We start from the raw sequence: 21,863 nt of genomic DNA on the forward strand, positions 1-21,863 counted from the left end.
TGAGGCGCTGCCTTCGAACCCCGGGTCCGCCGTCCGTCCCCGACCCTCAAGACCGATGGACGGCGGCCCCGGCACGCAAGAAGAGGGGCGGCACCCTGTGCGGGGGTGCCGCCCCTCCGTGCTGGGTGCCCTGGCCGAGGGCGGCATGCGCGTCACCCTGGCGTGAGGCGCTGCTGATCGCGCGGCGCACTTCAACGGAGTGCGGCCACAGCTCCGTGCCGCCCGGAGGGCAGAAGGTCGATGGCGAGGTGGAAGCACACCTCGGCGCTCAGTGCGGACAGGGCCATCAGCAGTGAGTGGAGGGTCTTGCCGTTGGCGAGAAAGCTCCCGCCGAACACAGCGGCACCGATGACCAGGAGCGTCCCGAGCACGGTCCAGAACGCGACCGCGCGCTGCCGGAGCAGCACGGCGCGCACTGCTGCGACGATCGACAGCAGGACGAGCGTGAGGCCGAGCGCGACGTGCACGGCGAGCGCGAGGGTGCCGTGCCCGACCGCCCAGGTGAGGCTCTCGTAGGCCCTGATGCGATGGGCCCCCGCCCGGGAGCCCCGATGGTGAGCCGGATAGAGGCCGTAGAGATTGACGACCAAGCCGACCGCCGCCTGCACGAGCACCAGAAAGCCGGTGGCGAGCAGGAGGCGGCGGACGGCACTGGGAGCGGCCATGAGAAGACCATACACAGAGTGACTGCCGTGTGCGGAAAGTGACGATCTCGGTGGGATGCGGTGCCCTCCCCGCGGGGACGAGGCAGGGGGCGGCGGCCTTGCGGCTCAGGACGTCGGCCTTGCACCCTGTGCGGGGTGTCGCCCCTCCGTGCGTTTCCGCACGTCCACCCGGCTCAGACCGCAGAACCGTCCGAACGTGTCTCTCGAAGCCTGTCGTAGCCCACGAAGTCGAAGACGTGGCCGTCCGGTCGAAGGGGAACCGGTCGGCCGCCGAAGCGATGGACTCCCACAGCCTGGACATGTTCCCGGCCGGTGACCCACTCCTGTGCGAAACCCCGTTCCTCGAACCACTCGCAGATCGACGGCACACGGTCGGGGGCCTTGCGGTGCCTGGTCCATATGACCCGCCCGCCGGTCCTGCACAGTTGCCTGCACGCGTCGATCGTCCGCTCGATGTCCGCGTCCACGATGTTGCCGAACACCCCGCACACCAGCACGACATCCGCCGGCGTCATCCCGTCGTACCGACCGAGCGACGCGGCGTCGGCGGCGACGACCTCGACCCGGTGCAGCCCGGCCGACCGGGCGGTGTCGGCGGCCACGGCGACGTTGTGGGGATCCAGCTCCACCAGGCGGGCACGCACGTCGTGACGGCGCGGATGGCCGGGCAGGACGCCGAGCAGGTCGCGTCCTTGGCCGGCGCAGAGACTCACCACCGACACGGGACCGGGCGGGCAGTCGTCGAGCGCCAGCCGGATGCGCTCCTGGACCCTCCGCAACCTGAGCGCGAGCGGCGACTCGGGCGCGTCGTAACTGTCGTGCCACTTCTGCCAGTCCATGCCCGGGACCTTACGAGAGCCGGAGCGACCGCTCCAGCGGATATCCGGGGGTGAGGGTGGGGCCGGCCTCGCACTCGGCCCGTCAGAGCAGCCCGAGGTCGCCGAGTTCCTTGTACAGGTCGGCGCGCGCGGAATCGGAGGCGGGGCCGGAACCGGGGCCGGGCTGTGGGGTGTTGGCGTCGGGAAGGGTGCGGGGGGTTCGGGGGGTGAGGGCGGCGGTGGCCGGACGCGGGGCGCGGCGGTCGCGGAAGAACCAGGCTCCGGCCAGGCCCCCGAGCAGCCCGCCGAGGTGGCCGAGCCAGCTCACGCCCGGTGTGCCGGGGACGGCCACGGTGAGGAGGTAGGCGAAGGACGCGCCCATGACGATCCCGACCAGCGTGTCGATCAGGTGCCGGTCGAAGAGTCCCCGTACGACGACGTAACCGAAGTATCCGAAGATCAGGCCGCTGGCGCCGACCGTCGCGACGTTGCCGTGCTCGAAGAACCAGACCACCAGGCCGCTGCTCAGCGCGATCAGCAGGGTCAGTCCGAGGAACCTCAGCACCCCTCGGTAGGCGGCGAGGAACCCGAAGACGAACAGGGGGCCGGAGTTGCTCTCGATGTGCGCCCAGCTCCAGTGCAGCAGCGGCGCGACCAGGATGTCGGGCAGGGTACCGACGTCGCCGGAGACCAGCGCGTAGTCCCGTGCGAGGGCGTAGTGGTCGGCCCAGTTGGCCAGTTGCACGATCCAGACGACCGCGAGCAGGCCGAACATCACGAAGAACGCCTTCCGCGCCTCCGCGATCATCTGCTCGGGACTAGCCGGTACCGATCCCGATCCCGATACCGACCCGGTCCGGTTCTTCTTCGGCGCATCCATGGCCATGGCAGGCTCCCCCTCGAACGGATGTCGCGTCCCCACCTCGGCGCACTCTACGGCAGCCCGGTGACAGGAGCCGGGCGCCGTCATGAGGTCACAGGGCCGGTTCCGCCCACAGGTCCGCCGGTACGACGCCGACGGAGCGGCCGTGCGCGTCGAGCAGGCGGCCGAGGAGTTTGTCCTGGCGCAGGGTGACGACCCGGTCCGCGATGTCGAGGGTCGGGTGGGTCGTCGCCAGGTGGGTCTCCAGGCGCAGGATGTCGCTGACCGAGTGCAGGCTGGCCTGGAGGATGAGGTTCTGGGGGCCGCTGATGGCGGCGCAGTTGCGGGTCTCGGGGAGGCGGATCAGGGACTGGCCGATCTCGGGGAGGTCGGCGGGCGGCACCCTGGCCCAGAAGGTGACGGCGACCGGCCAGCCGCCGAGGGGGCGGGCGAAGTCGCAGCGGAAGCGGAGCAGACCGTGGCGGGTGAGGGCCTCGACGCGGCGTTTGGCGGTGGACAGGCTGACGCCGAGGTCCCGTGCCAGGGCCTGGTAGGTCGCGCGGCCGTCGTGGGCGAGGCGGACGGCGAGGGCGCGGTCGACGGAGGCGAGCGGCCGGCGGGCGGCGGTGGTGGCGGTGGCCGTGGTGGCCGTGGCGGTGGCCGTCGGGGTCGTGGTGGCCCGGGTGGACGAGGGCGGGGCCGTCAGTCGGGCGCGCTGGGCCGGGGCCAGGGCGGCGATGCGCCAGTGGCCGCCCTCGGTGAACATGTGGGTGACGATCCGGGACCGTACGGCGGTGATGCCCGGCAGGTGGGGGAGCAGGTCGAGGGTGTAGCGGGACAGGGCCGGCAGGTCGCGGGTGGCGACGGTGGCGAGGATGTCGTGGCCCGAGGCCGTCCGCTCGATCGTCACCATGTGGGGATGGGTGCCCAGGGCCCCGGCGACCCGGGCCGTCGCTCCCGGAGCGCAGTCGATCACGACGTACGCCACGCAGATCTGCTCCAGCAGCCGCGGGCCGGGGGAGAAGCTGACCCAGGCCGTGCCCTGCGCGGTGAGGCGCTGGAAACGGCGGGCCACCGTCACCGGGTCCACGCCCAGGGCGCGGCCGAGCTCGGTCCAGGAGGCCCGCGGGCTCAGCTGCAGCGCGTTGACCAGCGCCAGCTCGTCCTCGCTCAGCAGGCCCGGCACGATGGCGGCAGGATCCTGCGTCCGCCCGCCCTCGGAGCCGGACTCCTGCGTTTCGAAGCCGTCGTGCGCCACTCTCCCATTGTGTACTTCTGTGTACTTCGAGGGGCCCGCATCCCGCGGGCGCAGTCGTGAGGAAGGGCCGGGTCATGGCGTTCGCCGACTACCAGAACGAGATCTACCTCGACGGGCTGCGCGGGGTGGTGCCGCGGTTCCCGATGTCGTACGACGATCTGGAGCCCCTTGCGCAGGCCGCGCTGCCCGCATCGGTGCGCTCGTACGTCGCGGGCGGTGCCGGCGACGAGCGGACGCAGCGGGCCAACGTCGCCGCGTTCGAGCGCTGGGGGCTGGTGCCGCGGATGCTGGTGGGGGCCACGGAACGGGACCTGTCCGTCGACCTGTTCGGGATGCGGCTGCCCTCGCCGCTGTTCATGGCCCCGGTCGGGGTGATCGGGCTGTGCGCCCAGGACGGCCACGGTGACCTCGCCGTCGCCCGCGCCGCCGCCCGTACCGGCGTACCGATGATCGCCTCCACCCTGACCGTGGACCCGCTGGAGCAGGTGGCCGGCGAGTTCGGCGACACCCCCGGCTTCTTCCAGCTCTACACGCCCACCGACCGCGAACTGGCCGAGAGCCTGGTGCACCGGGCCGAGAAGGCCGGGTTCAAGGGGATCGTGGTCACCCTGGACACCTGGATCACCGGCTGGCGGCCGCGCGACCTGAGCGTCAGCAACTTCCCGCAGCTGCGCGGGAACTGCCTGGCCAACTACACCAGCGACCCGGTCTTCCGGGCCCGGCTCGGCAAGAACCCGGAGGACGACCCGCAGGCCGCCGTCGCGCTCTGGGCGGGGATCTTCGGCAACCCGCTCACCTGGAACGACCTGCCCTGGCTGCGGTCGGTCACCGATCTGCCGCTGATCCTCAAGGGCGTCTGCCACCCCGAGGACGTACGCCGCGCCAAGGACGCCGGGGTGGACGGCATCTACTGCTCCAACCACGGCGGCCGCCAGGCCAACGGCGGCCTGCCCGCCCTCGACGCGCTGCCGGAGGTGGTCGAGGCCGCCGACGGCCTGCCCGTCCTGTTCGACTCCGGGGTCCGGACGGGAGCGGACATCATCAAGGCGGTCGCACTGGGCGCCACCGCCGTGGGCGTCGGCCGTCCCTACGCCTACGGCCTCGCCCACGGCGGTGAGCCCGGCCTCGTCCACATCCTGCGGGCGCTGCTCGCCGAGGCCGACCTGATCATGGCCGTCGACGGCTACCCGACCCTCGCCGACCTCACCCCGGAGACGCTCCGACGGGTCCTGTGACCGCCACGGACGTGCGGTCCTGCGGCCGGCGCGGGCTGCGGACGGCGCGGGCTGTGGGCTGCCGGCCTGCACGGGCTGCGTGCCGGCGGCCGGTCAGTCGGTGCCGGCCGTGACCTGCTCCCAGCGGGCGTACTCGTCCATCAGCCCGGCGAAGCGGCCGCGCACCATCTCCAGGCCGGCGGTGGCCACGGCCAGGTGCAGCGGGGGCGCGTCGGAGCCGGTCACGTCGGCGACGGCCGCCATGGACTTCACGAGGTTGCCGCGCACCGCCTGCTCGGCGAACTCGGCCATGGTGGCGTAGGCGGGCGCGTAGTCCGGGATGGAGGTCGCCGGGAGCTTCGAGTTGCCCTCGAAGCCGGTGTCGAAGCCGGCCGGTTCGACCAGGGTGACGTGGATGCCCAGCGGGGCGAGCTCCAGGGCCAGGCCCTCCGTCAGGTTCTGTACAGCGCTCTTGGAGGCGCAGTACACGGCCATCGTGGGCAGGCTGACGTGACCGCCCATGGAGCCGATGTTGAGGATGTGGCCCGAGCGGCGCTCCCGCATGTGCGGGAGGACGGCCTGGATCACCTGGACCAGGCCCACCACGTTGGTCTCCAGCTGGTCGCGCAGCTGGTCGGCGCTGATCTCCTCGACGGCGCCGACCTGGCCGTAGCCGGCCGCGTTGACCAGGGCGTCGACGGCACCGAAACGGTCGACGGTCTCCTTGACGGCCTGCTCGACGCCCGGGCGGTCGGTGACGTCGAGGCGGGTGACCAGGACGTTGCCGAGGCCGGCGAAGGCCGGGTTGGCCTTGGCGGTGTCACGCATGGTGGCGGCCACGTTCCAGCCGCGCGCGGCGTACTCGAAGGTGAGCACCTCTCCCATGCCGGTGGAAGCGCCGGTGATCAGAACGGTCTTGCTCATGATGCTCTCTCTCGTGCTCTCGTCTTCTCGAGCCCTTGTGTGCTGCGGCCCCCGCCCACTACAGCCAGCTAAACAGAATCAACAAAACATGTATAGCACGCCCAGTCGGTATGGTGTGCCTATGACCGCCACCCGAGGGGACACCCAGCGCCGCGAGCAGGTGCTCGCGGCGGCGCTGACCGTTTTCGCGACGTTCGGCTATCGCAAGACGTCGATGGACGCGGTGGCCCGGGCCGCCGACATCTCCCGGCCCGGCCTGTACTTCCTCTTCTCCGGCAAGGAGGAGCTGTTCCGCGAGACCATGCGGCAGGAGCTGGACCGGGCGCTGGCGGACGTCCGTACGGCACTGGCCGTGCCCGGCGCGGACCTCGGCGCACGCCTGGTGGCCGCGCTCGACGCGAACCTCGGCCGGTACGTCGGCACGCACCTCAACGAGGGCGTCGACGACCTGCTGGAGCACGGGACCGCGCAGCTCCACCACATGTACGACGACTACCGGGACGCCTTCCTCGACACGCTCGCGACGGCGATCACCGACTCCGGGTGGACGCCGGCCGGCGACGTCACACCCCGCCAGATCGCCGAGGTCCTGCAGGCGGCCGGCGAGGGCTGGAAACACCGCGTCGCCGACCGCCCGGAGTTCGTGACCAAGCTGCGCATGGCGGTCGGGGTCGCGCTGCGGCCGCTGTCCTGATTTGGGTCACCTGATGTGGTGGTGATCTGGGTGACTGAAGGATTCATCACGTGATCGGGGCGCTACTTTCTGTAACTCCGGCTGGCGGTGGGCCTGCTGGAGCACTGGGAGAGGTAGCGCGTGAAGAAGGTAGTGATGGGAGCCGTCGCGGCCGGGGTCTTTCTCGCGGGGGCGGGGACGGCTGTCGCCTCGTCCTGGCAGAGCCTGCAGGAAACGAGGGCGAGCGGTGCCGTCCTTCTGCAGGGGCGTTACCGGTTCAACCCGCCCGAGCGGAACCACGGTTCCTTCGAGTGGACGGGGTATCTGCAGGACACCGACGCGAACGACCGCAGCAACACCTTCGTGCGGGTCCGCGTCGAAGGGCGCGGCTGGGTCCGCTACTACGGGGAACAGCGGCAGACGGTCTACATGCACCACTTCAACTGGGAAGGCTCGCAGCGGTACACGGACGACGCCGAGCTCGGGGTCTGCGTCGACAAGGGCGCCTTCAAGGTCAACTCCTGTTCGCGTGAGCACCACTACCACATCGAGCACTAGGGCCGGCTGATCCAAGGTGTCCGAAATCCTTGCCGCTCGCGGGGTCGAACTCCGCTACGGCTCCTCGCCGGCTGTCAGAAAAGCCGACATCGTGCTCAGGCGGGGCGAAGTCGCCGCCATCACCGGACCCAGCGGTTCGGGAAAGTCGTCTCTCCTCTACTGCCTCGCCGGGGTGTTGCCGCTGCACGGTGGTGAAGTCCGGCTGGAGGGAAGGAAGCTGGGGAACCTCAGTGACAGCGAACTGAGCGCCTTGCGCCGAGACCGGCTCGGGTTCGTCTTCCAGTACGGCGAGCTCCTGCCCGAACTGACCGTCGAGGAGAACGCTGCCCTGCCGCTTCGGCTGGCAGGGCAGCGCAAGGCGCAGGCGCTGGCCGCAGCCGGCGAGGTGCTCGGCCGACTGGGGCTGGCGGAACTGCGCGAACGGCGGCCTTCGCAGGTCTCTGGCGGCCAGAGCCAGCGGATCGCCGTGGCCCGTGCGCTCGTCCACCGGCCGGCGGTGGTCTTCGCCGACGAGCCGACTGGTGCGCTCGACAGCGCCAACGCGCAGACCGTACTCGAGGAGTTCCTCACGCTGGCCCGTTCGCAGGGCACAGCGGTCGTACTCGTCACGCACGACGCCGAGGTCGCGGCCAGGGCGGACACCCGGTACACCATGGTCGACGGTGTGCTGACCATGCAGGGACGGTCGCACAGGTGAAGGAACTGCTTCTGGGGCTCCGGCTGCTGTTCCGCAGCGGGCGAGGGAACCGAGTGCGGTTCGCACTCATGACCCTCGGCAGCTCCATCGGGGTCTGCTGTCTGGCCGTCGTGCTGACGATTCCCGGCATTCTGGCGGCTCAGGACGGCCGAATCACGGCCAGGCAGCCCACCTCCCCGGACTACTACGCGGTCTCTGACCCGGTCGGCTATCCACTGGCGCTGGAGCGGGCGGATTCGTACGGCTCGAAACCCCTCACCCGTACGTTCCTGGCCCGGGGGAGCAGAGCCGTACCGCCCCCGCCGGGCCTCAAAGCCCTGCCGGACCGCGGACAGGTCTTCGTCTCTCCGGCGCTCCGCGAAGTGCTGCGCAAGGAACCGGAGCTGGCCCGGCGCCTGCCCGGGCGGGAGGCCGGACTGATCGGGCCGCAGGGGCTGGCACGTCCGGACGAACTCCTCGCCTATGTGGGCATGACCAGGAACGACCTCCGGACCGGCTATCACTTCACCGGGTTCGGGAAAGAAGCACCGCTGCCCACCCTGGACCCGTCGGCGGTCGACAACCTGCGCTGCGCGATGGGCTTCATCGTTCTGCTGCCGCTTGCCCTCTATCTCTCGGTGTGCGCACGCCTGTCCGGCGCGGAGCGAGCCCGACGACTCGCCGCGCTGCGCCTGCTGGGGATGAGCATCAAGGAAGTACAGCGTGTGAGCGCCGCAGAGACGGTGGCGGCGGCAGCGATCGGCGCCGTCGTCGGACTGGGTGAGTACTGGGTCCTGAACCAAATCGGCGCTCGTGTCGGACTTCCCGGGTTCACCTGGTATCCGGATGACGGCGCACTGTCCGGGTCCACGCTGGTGGCATGTCTGGTCGGCTGCCCGGCCCTCGCCTGGTTCGTGGGACGCACCGGCGCGCGGAACGCGGCGGCGAATCCACTCGCCGTCCGCAGGGCCGCCGTGGCGAAGGCCCCTTCGTCCTGGGGCTTCCTTCCGCTGCTCGCGGGCTCCGGCATCGCTACGGGATACTGTGTCGCCGGCGCGACGGGGCATGTACCGGCCGGTTCCCTTCCCACGGTGCTCATTCCGTCGTCGGTCGCCCTCATCGGAGTCGGCCTGGTGGCGGCCCTCCCGCCGCTGTGCCGGCTCCTCGCCCGGAGAGTGGCCCGGTCCACCCGTTCACTCGCGCTCGGCCTTGCCATGCGACGCAACGAGGCCGAGCCGGGCGGTGTGCTCAGGGTGACCGCCGGCCTGGTCCTGCTGGTCTATGTGGCATCACTGGCCCAGGGGACGATCGTCCAGATGAACGAGTCGGCCAGGCCGGTGTCCCCGGTCATGACCATCGACGTGCCCACCAAGGGACTCAGCGCGGCCCAGGAGCGGTCCCTTGTAGGGCTGCCGGGCACGGACACCCATGTCGTCACCGTGCCGTCGGACCGTCTTGGTGCCCTGGAGGGCCCTGGTGCTCCGGAAGACGTCTCGTCCCCCGGTCTCGTCCTGGCCACATGCGCCCAGCTCCGCGACGTGGTGTCACTGGTCGGCGGGTGCGTGGACGGGCAGCCACTGCGGCTGCGGAATCCCGACCTGACCGAGAGCGAGATGCCGTATCCCAAGGGAAAGGTCTTCCTCCCACTGGCGGGCGGGCGCCGTGGTCCGACATTCACCCCACCGCGGAAAACCGTCTGGTTCCACGACTCTTCGGTTCTCGGGGCAGTCGACAGCGGCTCGATTCTCATCCCGCCCTCCATGGTGCCCAGCGGAGCCCGGCCCGAGGGCGCCACCCTCAAGCTCGTGAGCGCCTCGGACCCGGAGACGGTCGGCAGAGTCCTCGACGGCATCAGCCGCGTCTCTCCGATCGCCGATCCGACTCCCGTAGGTCTGAACGTCGATGCCCTTCAGGAGACCGCCATCGTCGAGACTCTGCTCGGCGTCGCGATGGTCCTCGGCCTGGTCATCGCCGTCGCCGCCTTCCTGGTGGCCGCCGCGGACCGCGCCGTCGAACGCCGTCCCCAGGTCACCGCCCTCTCCCTGCTCGGCGCACGCCGCAGCACCCTGCGGGCCGTGCAGGTCACCCAGGTTCTGCTGCCGTTGGGCGTGGGCCTGGTGCTGGCCCTGGCCGTCGGGCGGATGGCCGAGTCCGGGTATCTGGTCTACTGCCAGGGCGCGACCTTCTGGGACGGCGCGGGGCTTCCCGTCCTCCTCGCCGGCACGCTGGGTGTGATGGTCGTCGCCGCGCTGGGGGCGTTGCCGCTCGTCGGGCGGCGGATCGACCCGGAGCTGATCCGGCGGGACTGAGGGGCGGAGAGGGGCGGAGTCGGCTCGCGGAAACCGTGTTGAGGGGCCGTGCCGTCCTGCGGAAGGCTGCGTGGTCATGGAGTTCTTCTGTTACCACCGCGACCGTGCCGGCTCCGCGGCCTTGCGTGCGGAGCTGGTGGAGGACCACTGGGCCTACATGGACGGTTTCGCGGCCGAGCTGATCGCCCGGGGGCCGACGTTCGGGGCGGGCGGGGAGGTGCCGACCGGGAGTGTGCACGTCGTCGACCTGCCCGGCCCCGCCGCCGCCCGCGCGTTCGCCTTCGACGAGCCCAACTACCAGGCCGGCGTGTACCGGGACGTGCTGCTGCGGCGGTGGCGCAACCTGCTGGGGCGCACCATGTGGGAGTTCCCCGGCGGCCGTAGCGGAGGCGACCGGTATCTGGTGCTGGGCCTTGGGCCGGTGCACACCACCGGTGGTGCGGGCGACGGCGATGGTGACGGTGACGGCGGTGGTGTGGGCGTCGGTCCCGGCCTGCCGCCCCGCACCGACCCCGGCGACCTGATCGCCTTCGGCCCGCTGCTGTCCGACGACGGAGCCAGGTGGATCGGTACGGCGGCGCTGGTCCGGGCCGCGGATCCGGAGCGGGCACTGGGGGCACTGGATCCGGTCCGGTACGCGGGCGCCGAGGTGCATGAGTGGGAGTTCGGCGGGCGGCGGTGACGAGGTGGTGAACCAGGGGCGGGCGTCAGTCGTACCGTCGCCGCCTCCATGTCGGTGGCCGTGACGTCCGGGTGCACAGGGTTCTTTACCTGCTTCTGCTCCGGCACCAGCTGGAACCACAGGCGAGGAGCCCCTCCCGACACCGGTTCGAGCAGGACCGTCGGGTCGTCCTCGGGGTCGTCGAGGAGTCGAAGACCATGTCGCGGAGACGGGCCATGGAGGAATCCTGCACGCCTTCGGCCCTGCGCGTCGGCTCTCACACCACCAGTGACTCCGCCAGTCTGTCGGCGAACTGGGTGACGTAGTCCCGGCGGGGGCCGTCGCGTGCGATGCGGAAGCCGTGCCGGCGGCCGTGGAACGCCGTCTGGACGGCGTGGAACTGGGCCCAGCGGACGACACGTTCGCGGTCGAGTCGGGCCGCTTCGGCGAAGACGTCCAGGAGGCGGCGGGCGGCCTTCGGGAGGTCGTCGGACCGCATGAGGTTCAGGGCGCGGGACTTGAGGAGGGTGCCGCCGTCGTACGCCGGGTCTCCCGCGTAGCCCTTCGGGTCGACCGCCAGCCACGGCTCGCGGTCCGCCCGCAGGATGTTGCGGGCGTGCAGGTCGCCGTGGACGAGGGTGTCCGGCTGGGCCCGGCCCAGCTCGCGGGCCGTGGCGACGGCCGCGTCCACGACGCGCGGCGGCAGCGTGTGGGACAGGCCGGCGGCGTTCTCGCGCAGCTCCGCCGCCCATGCGTCGGCGCGGTCCCGGAGCCGGGGCAGGCCCGCCGGTGCCGGGACGGCCAGGCGGTGGCTCAGGCGGCCCGCGATCGTCATCACCGTCTCGTCGTCGGACTCCAGCGCCGCCAGCGTCGAGGTGCGGGCCCGCTCCAGGAGGAGGGCGAAGCGGGCGTCGTCGCGCCGGTGGAGGCGGACCGCGCCACGGCCCGCCCACGCCTCGAACGCGTCCGGCTCGTGGACGTTGCCCGGGTGCGGGAAGGACACCTTGACCACGCAGGGGCGGGCGTCGGCCCGCTGCCGGACGGGGACGACCACCCCGACACCGCCGTGCGTCACCTCGCCGTCGGGTGCACAGTCCCAGCGGTGCAGCAAGTCCTCGACGATCGACGGGAGTTCGGTGATCCATCTGGCTCCGGCGTCACCCTCGCGGTCGATCGTGCCCTGCGCCAGCGCCTCCGGAATGCCGATCATCCTGGCACCCTACGCGCCCCGTCGGGGGCGCGAGGGCGGGATCGACCAGGGTTCTCCGAAGCGTTCAGCCAGTCAGCCAGTCAGCCAGTCAGCCAGTCAGCCAGTCAGCCAGTCAGCCGGGCAGCCTGGCAGGCTCACGCCGTCCGTACCTCGTACGCCGTCACCCGTACCGTCTCGTCGTCCAGGCACGCGCCGGTCTCCAGGTCGAAGCGCTGCTTCAGCAGGGGCGAGGCGACGAAGGGGCGGCCCTGGTGGGTGCCGGTCAGGCCGCGGGAGAGGACCGCCGCACCGCCGAACGGGTCGCGGTTGTCGATGGCGTGGAGGCGGTCGGCGCGGTCGCGGAAGACGGCGACCTGGCGGCCGTCCGGGAGGAGCGCGGCGACGCCCCGGCCGGGGGTGAGCAGGCTCAGGTCGCAGACCGTGAACCAGCCGTCCGCGAGCTGGAGTTGGACCTTCAGGTCGGTGGTCTCGGGTGCCAGGGTCATCGCTGGGCGCTTCCTTCCAGAACGTCTGCCGGGTCTTCCGCGGGGCGGCGCATGCCGATGGACAGCAGGGGCAGGTCGGGCTTCATCTGGCCGCGTTCGGGCACGAAGCCGACGACCGGGTCGGGGGTGTCCGGGGCGTTCACGAAGGACACGAACCGGGCGAGCTTCTCCGGGTCGTCCACGGTCGACGCCCACTCGTCGGCGTAGTGGGCGACGTGCGCCGCCATCAGGGACTCCAGCTCCTCGCAGATGCCGAGGGAGTCCTCGACGACGACGTCACGGACGTGGCCGAGGCCGCCGGGGATCCGCTCCAGCCAGGTCGACGTGCGCTCCAGGCGGTCCGCCGTACGGATGTAGAACATCAGGAAACGGTCGATGAGGCGGACCAGTTCGGCGTCGGTGAGGTCCTGGGCGAGCAGGTCCGCGTGGCGCGGGGTGGCGCCGCCGTTGCCGCCGACGTACAGGTTCCAGCCGGCCGCGGTGGCGATGACGCCGAAGTCCTTCGACTGGGCCTCCGCGCACTCGCGGGCGCAGCCCGACACCGCCGACTTGAGCTTGTGGGGGGACCGGAGCCCCCGGTAGCGCAGCTCCAGGTCGATCGCCATCCGGACCGAGTCCTGGACGCCGTACCGGCACCAGGTGGACCCCACACAGGACTTGACGGTCCGCAGGGCCTTTCCGTACGCGTGCCCGGACTCGAAGCCGGCGTCCACCAACCGCGTCCAGATGAGCGGGAGTTGCTCGACCCGCGCGCCGAACATGTCGATCCGCTGACCACCCGTGATCTTCGTGTAGAGGCCGAAGTCCCGGGCGATCTCACCGATCGTGATCAGGCCCTCCGGGGTGATCTCACCGCCGGGGATGCGCGGGACGACCGAATACGAGCCGTTCTTCTGGAGGTTGGCGAGGAAGTGGTCGTTGCTGTCCTGGAGCGCGGCCTGTTCGCCGTCCAGGACGTAGCCGCTCGCGCCGATCGTCGGGGCGAGGGACGCGATGATCGACGCCACCGCCGGCTTGCAGACCTCGCAGCCGTCGCCGCCCCGGGCGCCCTCCCGGCCGTAACGGTCGAGCAGGTCCCGGTAGGTGCCGATCCGCAGCGCGAGGACGATCTCGTACAGCTCCTCACGGGTCTGCGCGAAGCAGCCGCACAGGCCCTTGTCGACCTCGACGCCGGACGCCTCCAGCTCCGCGGTGACCAGCTGACCGAGCACCTTCACGCACGAACCGCAGCCGGTACCGGCCTTGGTGCACTTCTTCACCTCCGGCACGGTCGTGCAGGAGTGCTCGGTGACCGCGCCGCGGATCGTGCCCTTGGTGACGTTGTGGCAGGAGCAGACGACCGCCTCGTCGGGGAGCGCGGACGGGCCGAGCTGGGCGCCGCCGCTCGCGCCGGCCGGCAGCACCAGCGACTCCGGGGCGACCGGCGGGACCGAACCGGTGAAGGCCTTCAGCGTGCCGTACGCGTCCGCGTCGCCGACCAGGATGCCGCCGAGCAGGGTGCCGTCCCGCCCGATGACCAGCTTCTTGTACAGACCCGAACGGGCGTCGGAGTACACGACGTCCAGGCAGTCCTCGGTGCTGCCGTGCGCGTCGCCGAAGGAGGCCACGTCCACGCCGAGCAGCTTCAGCTTGGTGGACAGGTCCGCGCCGGTGAAGGCGGCCTCGTCGGAGGCGATCGTCGCCGCGGCCGTCTCGGCCTGCTCGTAACCCGGCGCCACCAGGCCGTACACCCGGCCGTCCGCCGCCAGCGCGCACTCGCCGATCGCGAACACGTGCGGGTCGGAGACGGTACGGCACTGCTCGTCGACCGTGATGCCACCGCGCTCGCCGACCGCCAGACCGCAGTCGCGGGCGAGCTGGTCCCGCGGCCGGACCCCGGCGCTGAACACCACCATGTCGGTGGCGAGTTCGGAACCGTCGGACAGCTTCATGCCCGTCACGGCACCCTCGGAGTCGACCACGATCTCCTGCGTGCCGACGCCGGTGTGGACCGTCAGGCCCATCTCCTCGATGGTGCGCAGCAGGGCCGCGCCACCGCCCTCGTCCACCTGCACCGGCATCAGCCTCGGCGCGAACTCCACGATGTGGGAGGTGAGTCCGAGCCCCTTCAGCGCGCCGGCCGCCTCCAGCCCCAGCAGTCCGCCGCCGACCACCGCGCCCACGGCCGCCCCCGACCCCGCGTACTCCTCGATCGCGAGCAGGTCCTCGATCGTGCGGTAGACGAAGCAGCCGGTCGCGTCCTTGTGGGGAACCGGAGGCACGAACGGGTAGGAACCGGTGGCGAGTACGAGCGTGTCGTACACAAAAGCCGTGCCGGAGCGTGCCGTTACCGTCCTCGTCGCGCGGTCGATCGTCTCCGCCGGGTCGCCGACGTAGAGCTCGATGCCGTGCGCCTCGATGAACTCCATGTCGGTCACGGAGAGTTCGGCGGGGGTCCGGCCCGAGAAGTACGAGGTGAGGGCGACGCGGTCGTACGCGGGACGCGGCTCCTCGCACAGCACGACCACGCGGTGCGTGGCGGTGAGGCCGCGCTCGGCCAGCGCCTCGAGGAAGCGCTGGCCGACCATGCCGTGACCGACGAGCACGATCGTGGGGGTGGCCCCGGGGGCGGTGGTCATCAGGAGCCTCCGTCGTTGGTGAGCAGGGGGAGCGGTGTGTCGTATGCCATCGACGTGCCGTCCGGGCGGGCGGCGCGCGCGGGGCGGGCGGTCGCCTCGGGCGTCGCGGGCGCCTCGCGCGTCACGGAGGAGTCGACGTGGTCGCCGGCGTGGTCGCCGGGCTGCCGGGCCGCCGACCGGGACGGGCGCCCGCGCGGCCGGCGCCGATCACCACCACACGCGTATTCGAGGTCATGTCCAGGAGCGTGCGCGGCCGACGTTACCCGGCCGCATCACCGCTGTTTCCCACGAGGAACGCTGCCCTCTTCAGGGGCGGGGGGTGGGTGTGAGGGGTCCGTGGGGGAGCGGTCACCGGTCAACGGCCGCCGGCTGACGGCCGCTGGCCGCTGGCCGCCGGCTCACGGCCGCTGGCTGACGGTCGTCGGCTGACGGCCGCTCGCCTACGGTCGCCGGCTAACGGCTTCCGGTCAGGTGGGCGAAGACGACGACGTTCCCCTGGTAGCCCGTCGTACGCGAGTAGCCGCCGCCGCAGGTGATGACGCGGAGCTCGGGGCGGTTCGCGGCACCGTACACCTTCTCGTCGGGGAAGTCGCGGGCCTGGTAGACCTCCACCGCGTCGACGCTGAACACGGCGACGCCCCTGTCCTGCCGGTCCACCTCGATGGTCGCGCCGCGTCTGAGGGCGCCGAGGTCGTAGAAGACGGCGGGGCCCTCGGTGTTGTCGACGTGCCCGGCGACGATCGCGGTGCCCCTCTCGCCGGGGGTGGTGCCGGCCTCGTACCAGCCGGCGAGGTTCTTCTTCGCGGCGGGCGGGACGTCGAGGCTGCCGGAGGGGGTGAGGGCCAGGCCCATGAGGGGGGCGTTCACGTGGATGGCGGGGATGCGGATGCGGGTGGGCGGGGAAGGGGGCAGCGCGGGGGCTTCGAGACGTTCCTCGCCGGGGTCGGGGCGGCCCTCGGCGGCGGACGGCTGGGGCGGCGCGCTGTGCGGTCCGATGCCGGGGCCGAGCAGCCATACGCCGGAACCGAGGGCTATGACGGTTACGGCGGCTATCGCGGTGTCCCCGATCTTGCGCATGTGAACCCCTCCTCCTGGGGTTAGAGCTTCTAACGAGGGAGTGAGGTGCCGTAGGCGGTGAGAGCCTCTAACGAACGTGACCCTCTGCACGCGACCCTCTACACGTGACCCCTTAGACGTGACCCCCTCCCCCTCCGGGCCGCGAGGGGCGTCGGACCCGGAGGGGGTGGGATGTGCGGTACCGGCGGACGGACAGCGGAGGGTGTCCGTCAGATCACATCGCCTCTCGCCCGGCGATGCAGGAGCCAGGTACCGCCCGCGGCGGCGACGGCCAGAGCCGACACGCCCGCCGCGGTCTGTACGGGGTCGGAGCCGAAGGCGCCACCGACCCCCGTCTTCACACTGCCGTGGGGCTGCAGCTGCCCCGCGGCCGGCGTCAGTGCCACCACCAGGTCCCCGGTCACCTGCCGGTTCCCCTCGGCGCACTTCGCGACGATCTCGTACGTCCCCGGTTGCGCGCTCGGCGGCACCTGGAACTGCCCGATCGCCTCGCCCTCGTGCGTACTGGGCGCGAGGGTGAACGTGCCGGCGCCGACCGAAGTGGCGTCCCCGACCGCCGTTCCCTTCTCGCCGCACACCGCCGTGTTCACGGTGACCTGGCCGCCGGCCGCCGCGGTCGACGGGTACACGTCCAGGCTGCCGGTGCCGCCGCCGTACGCCGGCGCGACGGCGAGTCCGGCCGTGGCCACGGCCAGCGCGGTCCCGGTCAGCAGACGGGCGGTGCGTCGCATGGTGCTCCCTCGGTCGAGGTCGTCCACTCCCTTGCTCTACCGAGGTAAAAGCCAACCGCCCGGACCCGCTCTCTGAGGCACCGTCAGTTTTGGGATGAACGGGTGTCACGACGGCCGACCGCGAGGCCCGTTGAGGGGGAGTTCGGGCAGGTCAAGGGGGGTGCGTAAGCATCAGTATGAAGAACACACGAACGGCGGGTCCCAGGGGGAACGAACGGGTGACCTCCCGGCCGGGGCGGCACCTCTGCTCGTCGGCGAGGCGGCCGAGGCAGGCGACGGCCTCCTGGTCCATGGGCCCGGACGTCGGCAACGGCTGCTTCGTCGCCCCTGCGGCTGATGACCTGCGCCAGTTCCTGGAGCTGCTGGAGCGGTGAGTTGACTGAACTAACGAGGAGAAAGTGGCAGGTCAGGCGTGGTCCTGCTAGCTTCCCCGGTTATGCCTGAACCAGCGCTCCCTGAGCGGGGCTTGGCGGCTCTTGTGCTGCCTGAGATTGGTCGGTTAGTCGAGACGGGAGATCCGTGGGAGCCGTACCGGCTGCTCGGCCCGGAGGGCGAGCGCATCGAGGCGACCGCCGTGTACTTCGCGGACTTGCAGGCTCGAGGACAGCCGACGACGACGATCCGGTCGTACGCCTTGGAATTGCTGCGGTGGTGGCGGTTCCTGTGGGCCCTGGATGTGCAGTGGGACCGTGCGACCAGGATGGAAGCGCGGGACTTCGCCCGCTGGATGCAGATCGCGGACAAGCCGGTTCGCGTTCATTGGCGGCTCAAGCAGCGTGGGATCACGACCCCCAGCCTTCCGTCGGCGACGAGGGCAGAACCCGGTACACCGAATCCCATCACCGGCAAGCCGTCACCGGGAACGAAGTACGCACCCACCACCCGCGCGCATGCGGAGACGGTGCTGCGGGGCTTCTACGACTTCCACCTGGATGAGGGCACAGGCCCGATCATCAATCCCTTCCCCTTGGATCGGTCACACCGTGGGCGTCGGTCCCATGCCCATCACGATCCGCGGGAGCCGTTCCGGGGTGAGCGACGGGGCCGCTACCGGCCGAAAGTCCCCGACCGCATCCCGCGACTGGTGCCGGATGAGATGTTCGACCAGCTCTTCGCCGGACTGAAGTATCACCGCGATCGAGCCCTGCTGGCGTTCTGGGTTTCCACCGGGGCCCGCGCCGACGAACTGCTGACTACGAGGCAGGCCGACCCGTTGCCAGGCGAACAGCTGATCGGAGTCGTCCGCAAGGGCAGCCGCGACTACCAGCAGCTTCCCGTCTCTGTCGACGCCTTCGTCTGGCTGCGCCTCTACCAGGAGGAGGCATGGCGGCGAGGGCTTCCCCGCGGCCGGCGGGAGCCGCTGTGGTGGACTCTGCGGCGTCCCTGGCGGCCGCTGGAGTATCACGCCGCGCGGGCGATGTTCGTCCGCGCGAACGAGCTCTTGGGCTCGAACTGGACGCTTCACGATCTTCGGCACACCGCGTCCTACCGCATGGCCCAGGACCCGCATATGTCCCTCGTCAATGTCCAATGGGTCCTTGGCCACCGGAGTCTGAGCACCACTCAGCGGTATCTCAACCCGAGCCAGGAAGAAGTCGTCCGCAGCGTCCTGGCTCACTTCGAGCGCCGTCAGCAGAAGCCGACTCCTCCGCCGCCGGCACCGGGCTACAACCCCGAGTCCCTGAGCATCCTGTTCGGAGGCCGTTCATGACGACGGCCGCCGCGTCCACCACACGTCCGGACCCGGTGGCCATCACCGACATGACCAGGCAAGCCCAGGCTGCGCTGTTGCGGCAGTTCCCGCCGCGGAATCCAGCTGCCTGCTGGCCAGCGACGACCTGGTCCCGCGAGGAGGTCATCGACCGCATGCCGCTGCCTCGCCGAGGCCAGGACGGCAGCCATAAGTGGTCGACTCGGCGGCGAGGAGCGGCCGCCATCTTGACCTGGCTGGAGAACTTCCCCGGCTCCACCTGGCAGGAACGCTGGCAGGCCAGTCCGGCCCCGAGTCTGGATCCGGCCGAGTGGATGTCCACCGGCACCGCTTGGACGGACCGTCAGGGTCGACCGGTTTCCAGCGCCAAGCGGTCTGAGCTGGCTTCGGGCAAGCTCATTCTGTTCGCGTACGACATCATCCGCCCGGAACTCCCGTGGCTGGTCGCGATGCGGCCGTCGCTGCACCTGCGCACCGCGGTCGCCGACCACCGCGATCCCGAGGGCTTCGCCAAGCTCGCCGGTCTCCTGGGCGAAGAGGTCTGGGCTTCGACCAATGCCGCGACTGCGCAGAGCCAGATCATCCGCATCATGATCGCCAAGGGGGGTGGCGTGGGCGACATCACGGTCGGCGACTGCCTCGAACTCCGGCTGATCGAACACGACGTTCGTCACAAAGGCTCTGTCCACACTCACTTCTACAGCTGGCTTCGCCAACTGGGCATCTTTCCCGACGACGCACCGGTGAGCCTGCGTCTGCGCAACCTCCGACCGGGCCAGCTGACCGTCGAGCAGCTCGTGGACCGCTTCCGACTGCGTAGCCGTTCCGTCCGCAACCTGATCGTCGACTACCTCAAGGAACGACAGCCCAGCGTCGACTACAGCACCTTGCAAAATCTCTCCCGAGCGCTGGCCCACAACTTCTGGGCCGACCTAGAACACCACCACCCGGGGATCGACTCCATCAACCTGCCGGCTGACGTCGCCACCGCTTGGAAGGAGCGGTTCCGCACCATCACCGAGCGCAGGAAACAGCCGGACGGCAGCGTCATTGAAAGCACCAAGCCGAGGATCTCCTACATCTCGATCCTGATGCTCATCCGCGCGTTCTACCTCGACCTCGCGCAATGGGCCGCAGAGGATCCCGCCCGCTGGGGCCCCTGGGCGGTCCGCTGCCCCATCAGTGCGGACGAGACCCGGACGGCCAAGCACGAAAAGCAGCGACAGTCACGTTCCCGAAGACGGACACGCGAGCGGCTTCCAGTGCTGCCCACCTTGGTCGACTTCGTGACCAAGCGCCTCCACGATGCACGAGCACGGCTGGAAGCCCTGCAACAGGCCGAACCAGGTGGGGAGTTCACCGTGCTCGGCGAGACGTTCATCAAGCCGAAGTCGTCGGCCGCACGGGTCACGCGGTTCACCCGATCGGCCTGGGACCAGCAAGGACGCCGCCGCAACCTCACACAAGACGAGCACCGGGCCTTCTGGGCCTGGGCCGCAGTGGAGTTCCTTCGCCACACCGGCGTCCGCATCGAGGAAATGCTCGAAACCAGCCATCACAGCATCACGCAATACACGCTCCCCGGCACCGGAGAGATCGTCCCGCTGCTGCAGATCGCGCCCTCGAAGACCGACGAGGAGCGAGCACTGCTCGTCAGCCCCGAACTCGCCGATGTCCTGAGCACGATCGTTTGGCGAGTTCGTGACCGCTCCGGTGCAATCCCCCTGGTGGCATCGTTCGATGACCGGGAGCGGCTCTGGAACCCACCCCTGCCGTTGCTGTTCCAATGGGAATCCGCAGGCCGCCGCTGGCCCGTCTCGCCGGCCAGCATCCGCAAGGCCCTCAACGAAGCCTTGCTCGCCACCGGCCTGATCGACGAGAACGGCAAGCCCCTGCGCTTCCAGCCGCACGACTTCCGCCGGATCTTCGTCACCGACGCCATCGCGAACGGCATGCCCCCGCACATCGCCCAGATCATCTGCGGTCACAAGGACATCAACACCACGATGGGCTACAACGCGATCTACCCACACGATGCAATCGAAGCCCATCGAGCCTTCATCGCCCGCCGTCGGGCCCTACGAGCTGCGGAGGAATACCGGACGCCCACCACCGAAGAGTGGGACCAGTTCCTCGGCCACTTCGAGAAGCGGAAGCTCTCGATCGGCATCTGCGGACGCGCATTCGGAACTCCCTGCATCCACGAGCATGCCTGCATCCGCTGCTCCATGCTCCGCCCCGAACCCACCCAGCGCCCGCGTCTGGTCGAAATCCGCGACAACCTCCTTGCCCGGATCACCGAAGCCGAACGTGAAGGATGGCCGGGCGAGATCGAAGGACTCGAAGTCAGCCTCGCCGGCGCGCAGGACAAACTCGCCCAGATCGATGCCGACCAGACACGCCGAGGCCGGTACGTCGACCTCGGCATGCCGGTCTTCCGGGACATCACCGCTGGAGCCCGTCCGTGAGGGCCGTTCAGAAGGCCGCATGGGCGCGACCCTGGGTGAGGGGCGGGCCTGTGGGTGAGGATTGTGTGGGAGTTGTGGCACGCCACGGGTCAGGCGCTGATGTCTGTGGCCGCTCCGGTGGACAGCCAGCGGAAGCGGCTGCGGATATCGGCGGGCGCGCGGGCGAGTTCGTGCTCGATAGCGTCACGGCCCTCATGGAAGTGGTGCCAGCCCTCGTAGTGGACGGGAATGGCGGTGCGGGGTCGCAGCAGACGGCACAGGCTCACGGCCTGGGCGGCGGTCATGGTGTAGCGGACCGGTCCGGTGATCGGGAAGCGCACGCCGCCGACATGCAGCAGTGCGGTGCCCACGGTCAGGCGCCTGGCCACCTCGCGCACGCCGCCGTACAGGACGGTGTCCCCGGAGATCCACAGCGCGCCGTGCTGCTGGCCTTCCCAGGTGAGGGCGAAGCCGGTGACGTGTCCGGTCAGCGCCCGGGACAGGGGCGGGCCGTGGCGGGCCGGGGTGGCGGTGACGGTGAGGGTGTGTCGGCCCGGGGCGTGCAGGCGGGTCTCGGTCCACGGGGTGAGGCCGTGAGCCCCCCGGCCGAGGCGGCGGGCGCCGGCCGGGGTGGTCAGGACGGTCCCGGCGGTGCGCAGCACGTCGCGTCCGGTGCGGTCGAGGTTGTCGCCGTGCTGGTCGTGGCTGAGCAGGACGGCGTCGATCGGCGGCAGGTCGGAGGCGGCGAGGGCGGGGCCGACGGACTTGTGGGAGGCGGTGCCCCAGCCGAAGCTGTAGCGCTCTCCGGGCGGGTCGAAGGTGGGATCGGTCAACAGCCGCCAGCCGCCCGTCTCGATCAAGGTGGTCGGGCCGCCGATGTGGGTGATCCGCAGGTCGCTCATGTGGAGGCTCCCTTCCCGAGCCCGGGCCGGCGGGGTGCCTTCCCGGACTCGGTGCGTGCCACGG

21 protein-coding genes and 1 pseudogene are annotated in these 21,863 nt (G+C 70.7%); 9 read left to right on the forward strand and 13 right to left on the reverse strand.

All coding sequences use genetic code 11. The annotated features are described in order from the left end of the window. Positions 1-191 precede the first annotated feature (191 nt). The 4 genes from ABZ887_RS37400 to ABZ887_RS37415 all read right to left on the reverse strand — a co-directional run bounded on the left by ABZ887_RS37400 (position 192) and on the right by ABZ887_RS37415 (position 3,603). Positions 192-665, reverse strand: a complete 474-nt coding sequence (locus ABZ887_RS37400; RefSeq protein ID WP_361299863.1) for a hypothetical protein — start codon at positions 663-665, stop codon at positions 192-194. Between the two features lie 173 nt (positions 666-838). Next, positions 839-1,504, reverse strand: coding sequence for a class I SAM-dependent methyltransferase (locus ABZ887_RS37405; protein WP_361299866.1), 666 nt, complete (start codon positions 1,502-1,504; stop codon positions 839-841). An 82-nt stretch (positions 1,505-1,586) separates the two neighbouring features. Beyond that, positions 1,587-2,369 (reverse strand): rhomboid family intramembrane serine protease, encoded by a 783-nt coding sequence (locus ABZ887_RS37410; RefSeq protein ID WP_361299869.1) that lies wholly within the window; start codon positions 2,367-2,369, stop codon positions 1,587-1,589. A gap of 88 nt (positions 2,370-2,457) precedes the next feature. Continuing rightward, a complete protein-coding gene (locus ABZ887_RS37415; RefSeq protein WP_361299872.1) occupies positions 2,458-3,603 on the reverse strand; it encodes an Lrp/AsnC family transcriptional regulator in 1,146 nt (381 codons plus the stop codon). Positions 3,604-3,677: 74 nt separating this feature from the next. Here ABZ887_RS37415 and ABZ887_RS37420 point away from each other — a divergent pair, with 74 nt between their 5' ends. Then, the gene (locus ABZ887_RS37420; protein WP_361299875.1) at positions 3,678-4,838 is read left to right on the forward strand and encodes a lactate 2-monooxygenase; all 1,161 of its coding nucleotides are present in this window, start codon (positions 3,678-3,680) and stop codon (positions 4,836-4,838) included. Between the two features lie 93 nt (positions 4,839-4,931). Here ABZ887_RS37420 and ABZ887_RS37425 read toward each other — a convergent pair whose 3' ends face one another. Next, entirely contained in the window at positions 4,932-5,741 is an 810-nt protein-coding gene (locus ABZ887_RS37425; protein ID WP_361299878.1) for an SDR family NAD(P)-dependent oxidoreductase, read from the reverse strand. A gap of 121 nt (positions 5,742-5,862) precedes the next feature. Between ABZ887_RS37425 and ABZ887_RS37430 the strand changes: the two genes are divergently transcribed. From ABZ887_RS37430 to ABZ887_RS37450, 5 genes are all read left to right on the forward strand, one after another. Continuing rightward, positions 5,863-6,435 carry a helix-turn-helix domain-containing protein gene (locus ABZ887_RS37430; RefSeq protein WP_361299881.1) on the forward strand — a complete coding sequence of 191 codons (573 nt, stop codon included), beginning with the start codon at positions 5,863-5,865 and terminating at the stop codon, positions 6,433-6,435. A 120-nt stretch (positions 6,436-6,555) separates the two neighbouring features. Then, positions 6,556-6,972: a hypothetical protein gene (locus ABZ887_RS37435; protein WP_361299883.1), complete on the forward strand. Its 417-nt coding sequence runs from the start codon at positions 6,556-6,558 to the stop codon at positions 6,970-6,972. Between the two features lie 16 nt (positions 6,973-6,988). After that, positions 6,989-7,669: an ABC transporter ATP-binding protein gene (locus ABZ887_RS37440; RefSeq protein WP_361299886.1), complete on the forward strand. Its 681-nt coding sequence runs from the start codon at positions 6,989-6,991 to the stop codon at positions 7,667-7,669. Continuing rightward, a complete protein-coding gene (locus ABZ887_RS37445; RefSeq protein ID WP_361299889.1) occupies positions 7,666-9,957 on the forward strand; it encodes an ABC transporter permease in 2,292 nt (763 codons plus the stop codon). Before ABZ887_RS37440 ends, ABZ887_RS37445 begins: the two co-directional genes overlap by 4 nt. 76 nt (positions 9,958-10,033) lie before the next feature. After that, positions 10,034-10,639, forward strand: a complete 606-nt coding sequence (locus tag ABZ887_RS37450; RefSeq protein WP_361299892.1) for a YciI family protein — start codon at positions 10,034-10,036, stop codon at positions 10,637-10,639. A 44-nt stretch (positions 10,640-10,683) separates the two neighbouring features. On the opposite strand, the pseudogene ABZ887_RS37455 reads toward ABZ887_RS37450, so the two are convergent. The 7 genes and pseudogenes from ABZ887_RS37455 to ABZ887_RS37485 form a co-directional block, all read right to left on the reverse strand. Then, positions 10,684-10,899, reverse strand: a pseudogene (locus tag ABZ887_RS37455) (VOC family protein); the annotation flags it as partial. Next, positions 10,896-11,828, reverse strand: a complete 933-nt coding sequence (locus tag ABZ887_RS37460; protein ID WP_361299895.1) for an aminoglycoside phosphotransferase family protein — start codon at positions 11,826-11,828, stop codon at positions 10,896-10,898. The gene ABZ887_RS37460 and the pseudogene ABZ887_RS37455, both read right to left, overlap by 4 nt. 134 nt (positions 11,829-11,962) lie before the next feature. Further along, entirely contained in the window at positions 11,963-12,313 is a 351-nt protein-coding gene (nirD, locus tag ABZ887_RS37465; RefSeq protein WP_361299898.1) for a nitrite reductase small subunit NirD, read from the reverse strand. Beyond that, positions 12,310-14,931: a nitrite reductase large subunit NirB gene (nirB, locus tag ABZ887_RS37470; protein ID WP_361299901.1), complete on the reverse strand. Its 2,622-nt coding sequence runs from the start codon at positions 14,929-14,931 to the stop codon at positions 12,310-12,312. The genes nirD and nirB overlap by 4 nt, the downstream gene beginning before the upstream one ends. After that, the gene (locus ABZ887_RS37475; protein ID WP_361299904.1) at positions 14,931-15,056 is read right to left on the reverse strand and encodes a hypothetical protein; all 126 of its coding nucleotides are present in this window, start codon (positions 15,054-15,056) and stop codon (positions 14,931-14,933) included. The genes nirB and ABZ887_RS37475 overlap by 1 nt, the downstream gene beginning before the upstream one ends. Positions 15,057-15,384: 328 nt before the next feature. Continuing rightward, positions 15,385-16,008, reverse strand: coding sequence for a class F sortase (locus ABZ887_RS37480; protein ID WP_361299908.1), 624 nt, complete (start codon positions 16,006-16,008; stop codon positions 15,385-15,387). 209 nt (positions 16,009-16,217) lie between these two features. Next, positions 16,218-16,739, reverse strand: a complete 522-nt coding sequence (locus tag ABZ887_RS37485) for a hypothetical protein (RefSeq protein ID WP_361299911.1) — start codon at positions 16,737-16,739, stop codon at positions 16,218-16,220. A 218-nt stretch (positions 16,740-16,957) separates the two neighbouring features. Between ABZ887_RS37485 and ABZ887_RS37490 the strand changes: the two genes are divergently transcribed. The 3 genes from ABZ887_RS37490 (at position 16,958) to ABZ887_RS37500 (ending at position 20,918) form a co-directional block, all read left to right on the forward strand. After that, a complete protein-coding gene (locus ABZ887_RS37490; protein WP_361299914.1) occupies positions 16,958-17,113 on the forward strand; it encodes a hypothetical protein in 156 nt (51 codons plus the stop codon). Positions 17,114-17,205: 92 nt separating this feature from the next. Further along, positions 17,206-18,450 carry a site-specific integrase gene (locus ABZ887_RS37495; protein WP_361299917.1) on the forward strand — a complete coding sequence of 415 codons (1,245 nt, stop codon included), beginning with the start codon at positions 17,206-17,208 and terminating at the stop codon, positions 18,448-18,450. Beyond that, positions 18,447-20,918, forward strand: a complete 2,472-nt coding sequence (locus ABZ887_RS37500) for a site-specific integrase (RefSeq protein ID WP_361299920.1) — start codon at positions 18,447-18,449, stop codon at positions 20,916-20,918. Before ABZ887_RS37495 ends, ABZ887_RS37500 begins: the two co-directional genes overlap by 4 nt. A gap of 89 nt (positions 20,919-21,007) precedes the next feature. Here ABZ887_RS37500 and ABZ887_RS37505 read toward each other — a convergent pair whose 3' ends face one another. Continuing rightward, positions 21,008-21,799, reverse strand: a complete 792-nt coding sequence (locus ABZ887_RS37505; protein ID WP_361299923.1) for an MBL fold metallo-hydrolase — start codon at positions 21,797-21,799, stop codon at positions 21,008-21,010. Positions 21,800-21,863: the final 64 nt, after the last annotated feature.

It is taken from the genome of Streptomyces sp. NPDC047061, from assembly GCF_040643955.1.
GTDB lineage: Bacteria > Actinomycetota > Actinomycetes > Streptomycetales > Streptomycetaceae > Streptomyces.

Coding starts and splice junctions, on each gene's coding strand:
- ABZ887_RS37410 (WP_361299869.1), bottom strand. CDS start 2,369: ATGGCCATGGATGCGCCGAAGAAGAACCGGACCGGGTCGGTATCGGGA.
- ABZ887_RS37485 (WP_361299911.1), bottom strand. CDS start 16,739: ATGCGACGCACCGCCCGTCTGCTGACCGGGACCGCGCTGGCCGTGGCC.
- ABZ887_RS37450 (WP_361299892.1), top strand. CDS start 10,034: ATGGAGTTCTTCTGTTACCACCGCGACCGTGCCGGCTCCGCGGCCTTG.
- nirB (WP_361299901.1), bottom strand. CDS start 14,931: ATGACCACCGCCCCCGGGGCCACCCCCACGATCGTGCTCGTCGGTCAC.
- ABZ887_RS37500 (WP_361299920.1), top strand. CDS start 18,447: ATGACGACGGCCGCCGCGTCCACCACACGTCCGGACCCGGTGGCCATC.
- ABZ887_RS37480 (WP_361299908.1), bottom strand. CDS start 16,008: ATGCGCAAGATCGGGGACACCGCGATAGCCGCCGTAACCGTCATAGCC.
- ABZ887_RS37505 (WP_361299923.1), bottom strand. CDS start 21,799: ATGAGCGACCTGCGGATCACCCACATCGGCGGCCCGACCACCTTGATC.
- ABZ887_RS37420 (WP_361299875.1), top strand. CDS start 3,678: ATGGCGTTCGCCGACTACCAGAACGAGATCTACCTCGACGGGCTGCGC.
- ABZ887_RS37425 (WP_361299878.1), bottom strand. CDS start 5,741: ATGAGCAAGACCGTTCTGATCACCGGCGCTTCCACCGGCATGGGAGAG.
- nirD (WP_361299898.1), bottom strand. CDS start 12,313: ATGACCCTGGCACCCGAGACCACCGACCTGAAGGTCCAACTCCAGCTC.
- ABZ887_RS37400 (WP_361299863.1), bottom strand. CDS start 665: ATGGCCGCTCCCAGTGCCGTCCGCCGCCTCCTGCTCGCCACCGGCTTT.
- ABZ887_RS37405 (WP_361299866.1), bottom strand. CDS start 1,504: ATGGACTGGCAGAAGTGGCACGACAGTTACGACGCGCCCGAGTCGCCG.
- ABZ887_RS37460 (WP_361299895.1), bottom strand. CDS start 11,828: ATGATCGGCATTCCGGAGGCGCTGGCGCAGGGCACGATCGACCGCGAG.
- ABZ887_RS37430 (WP_361299881.1), top strand. CDS start 5,863: ATGACCGCCACCCGAGGGGACACCCAGCGCCGCGAGCAGGTGCTCGCG.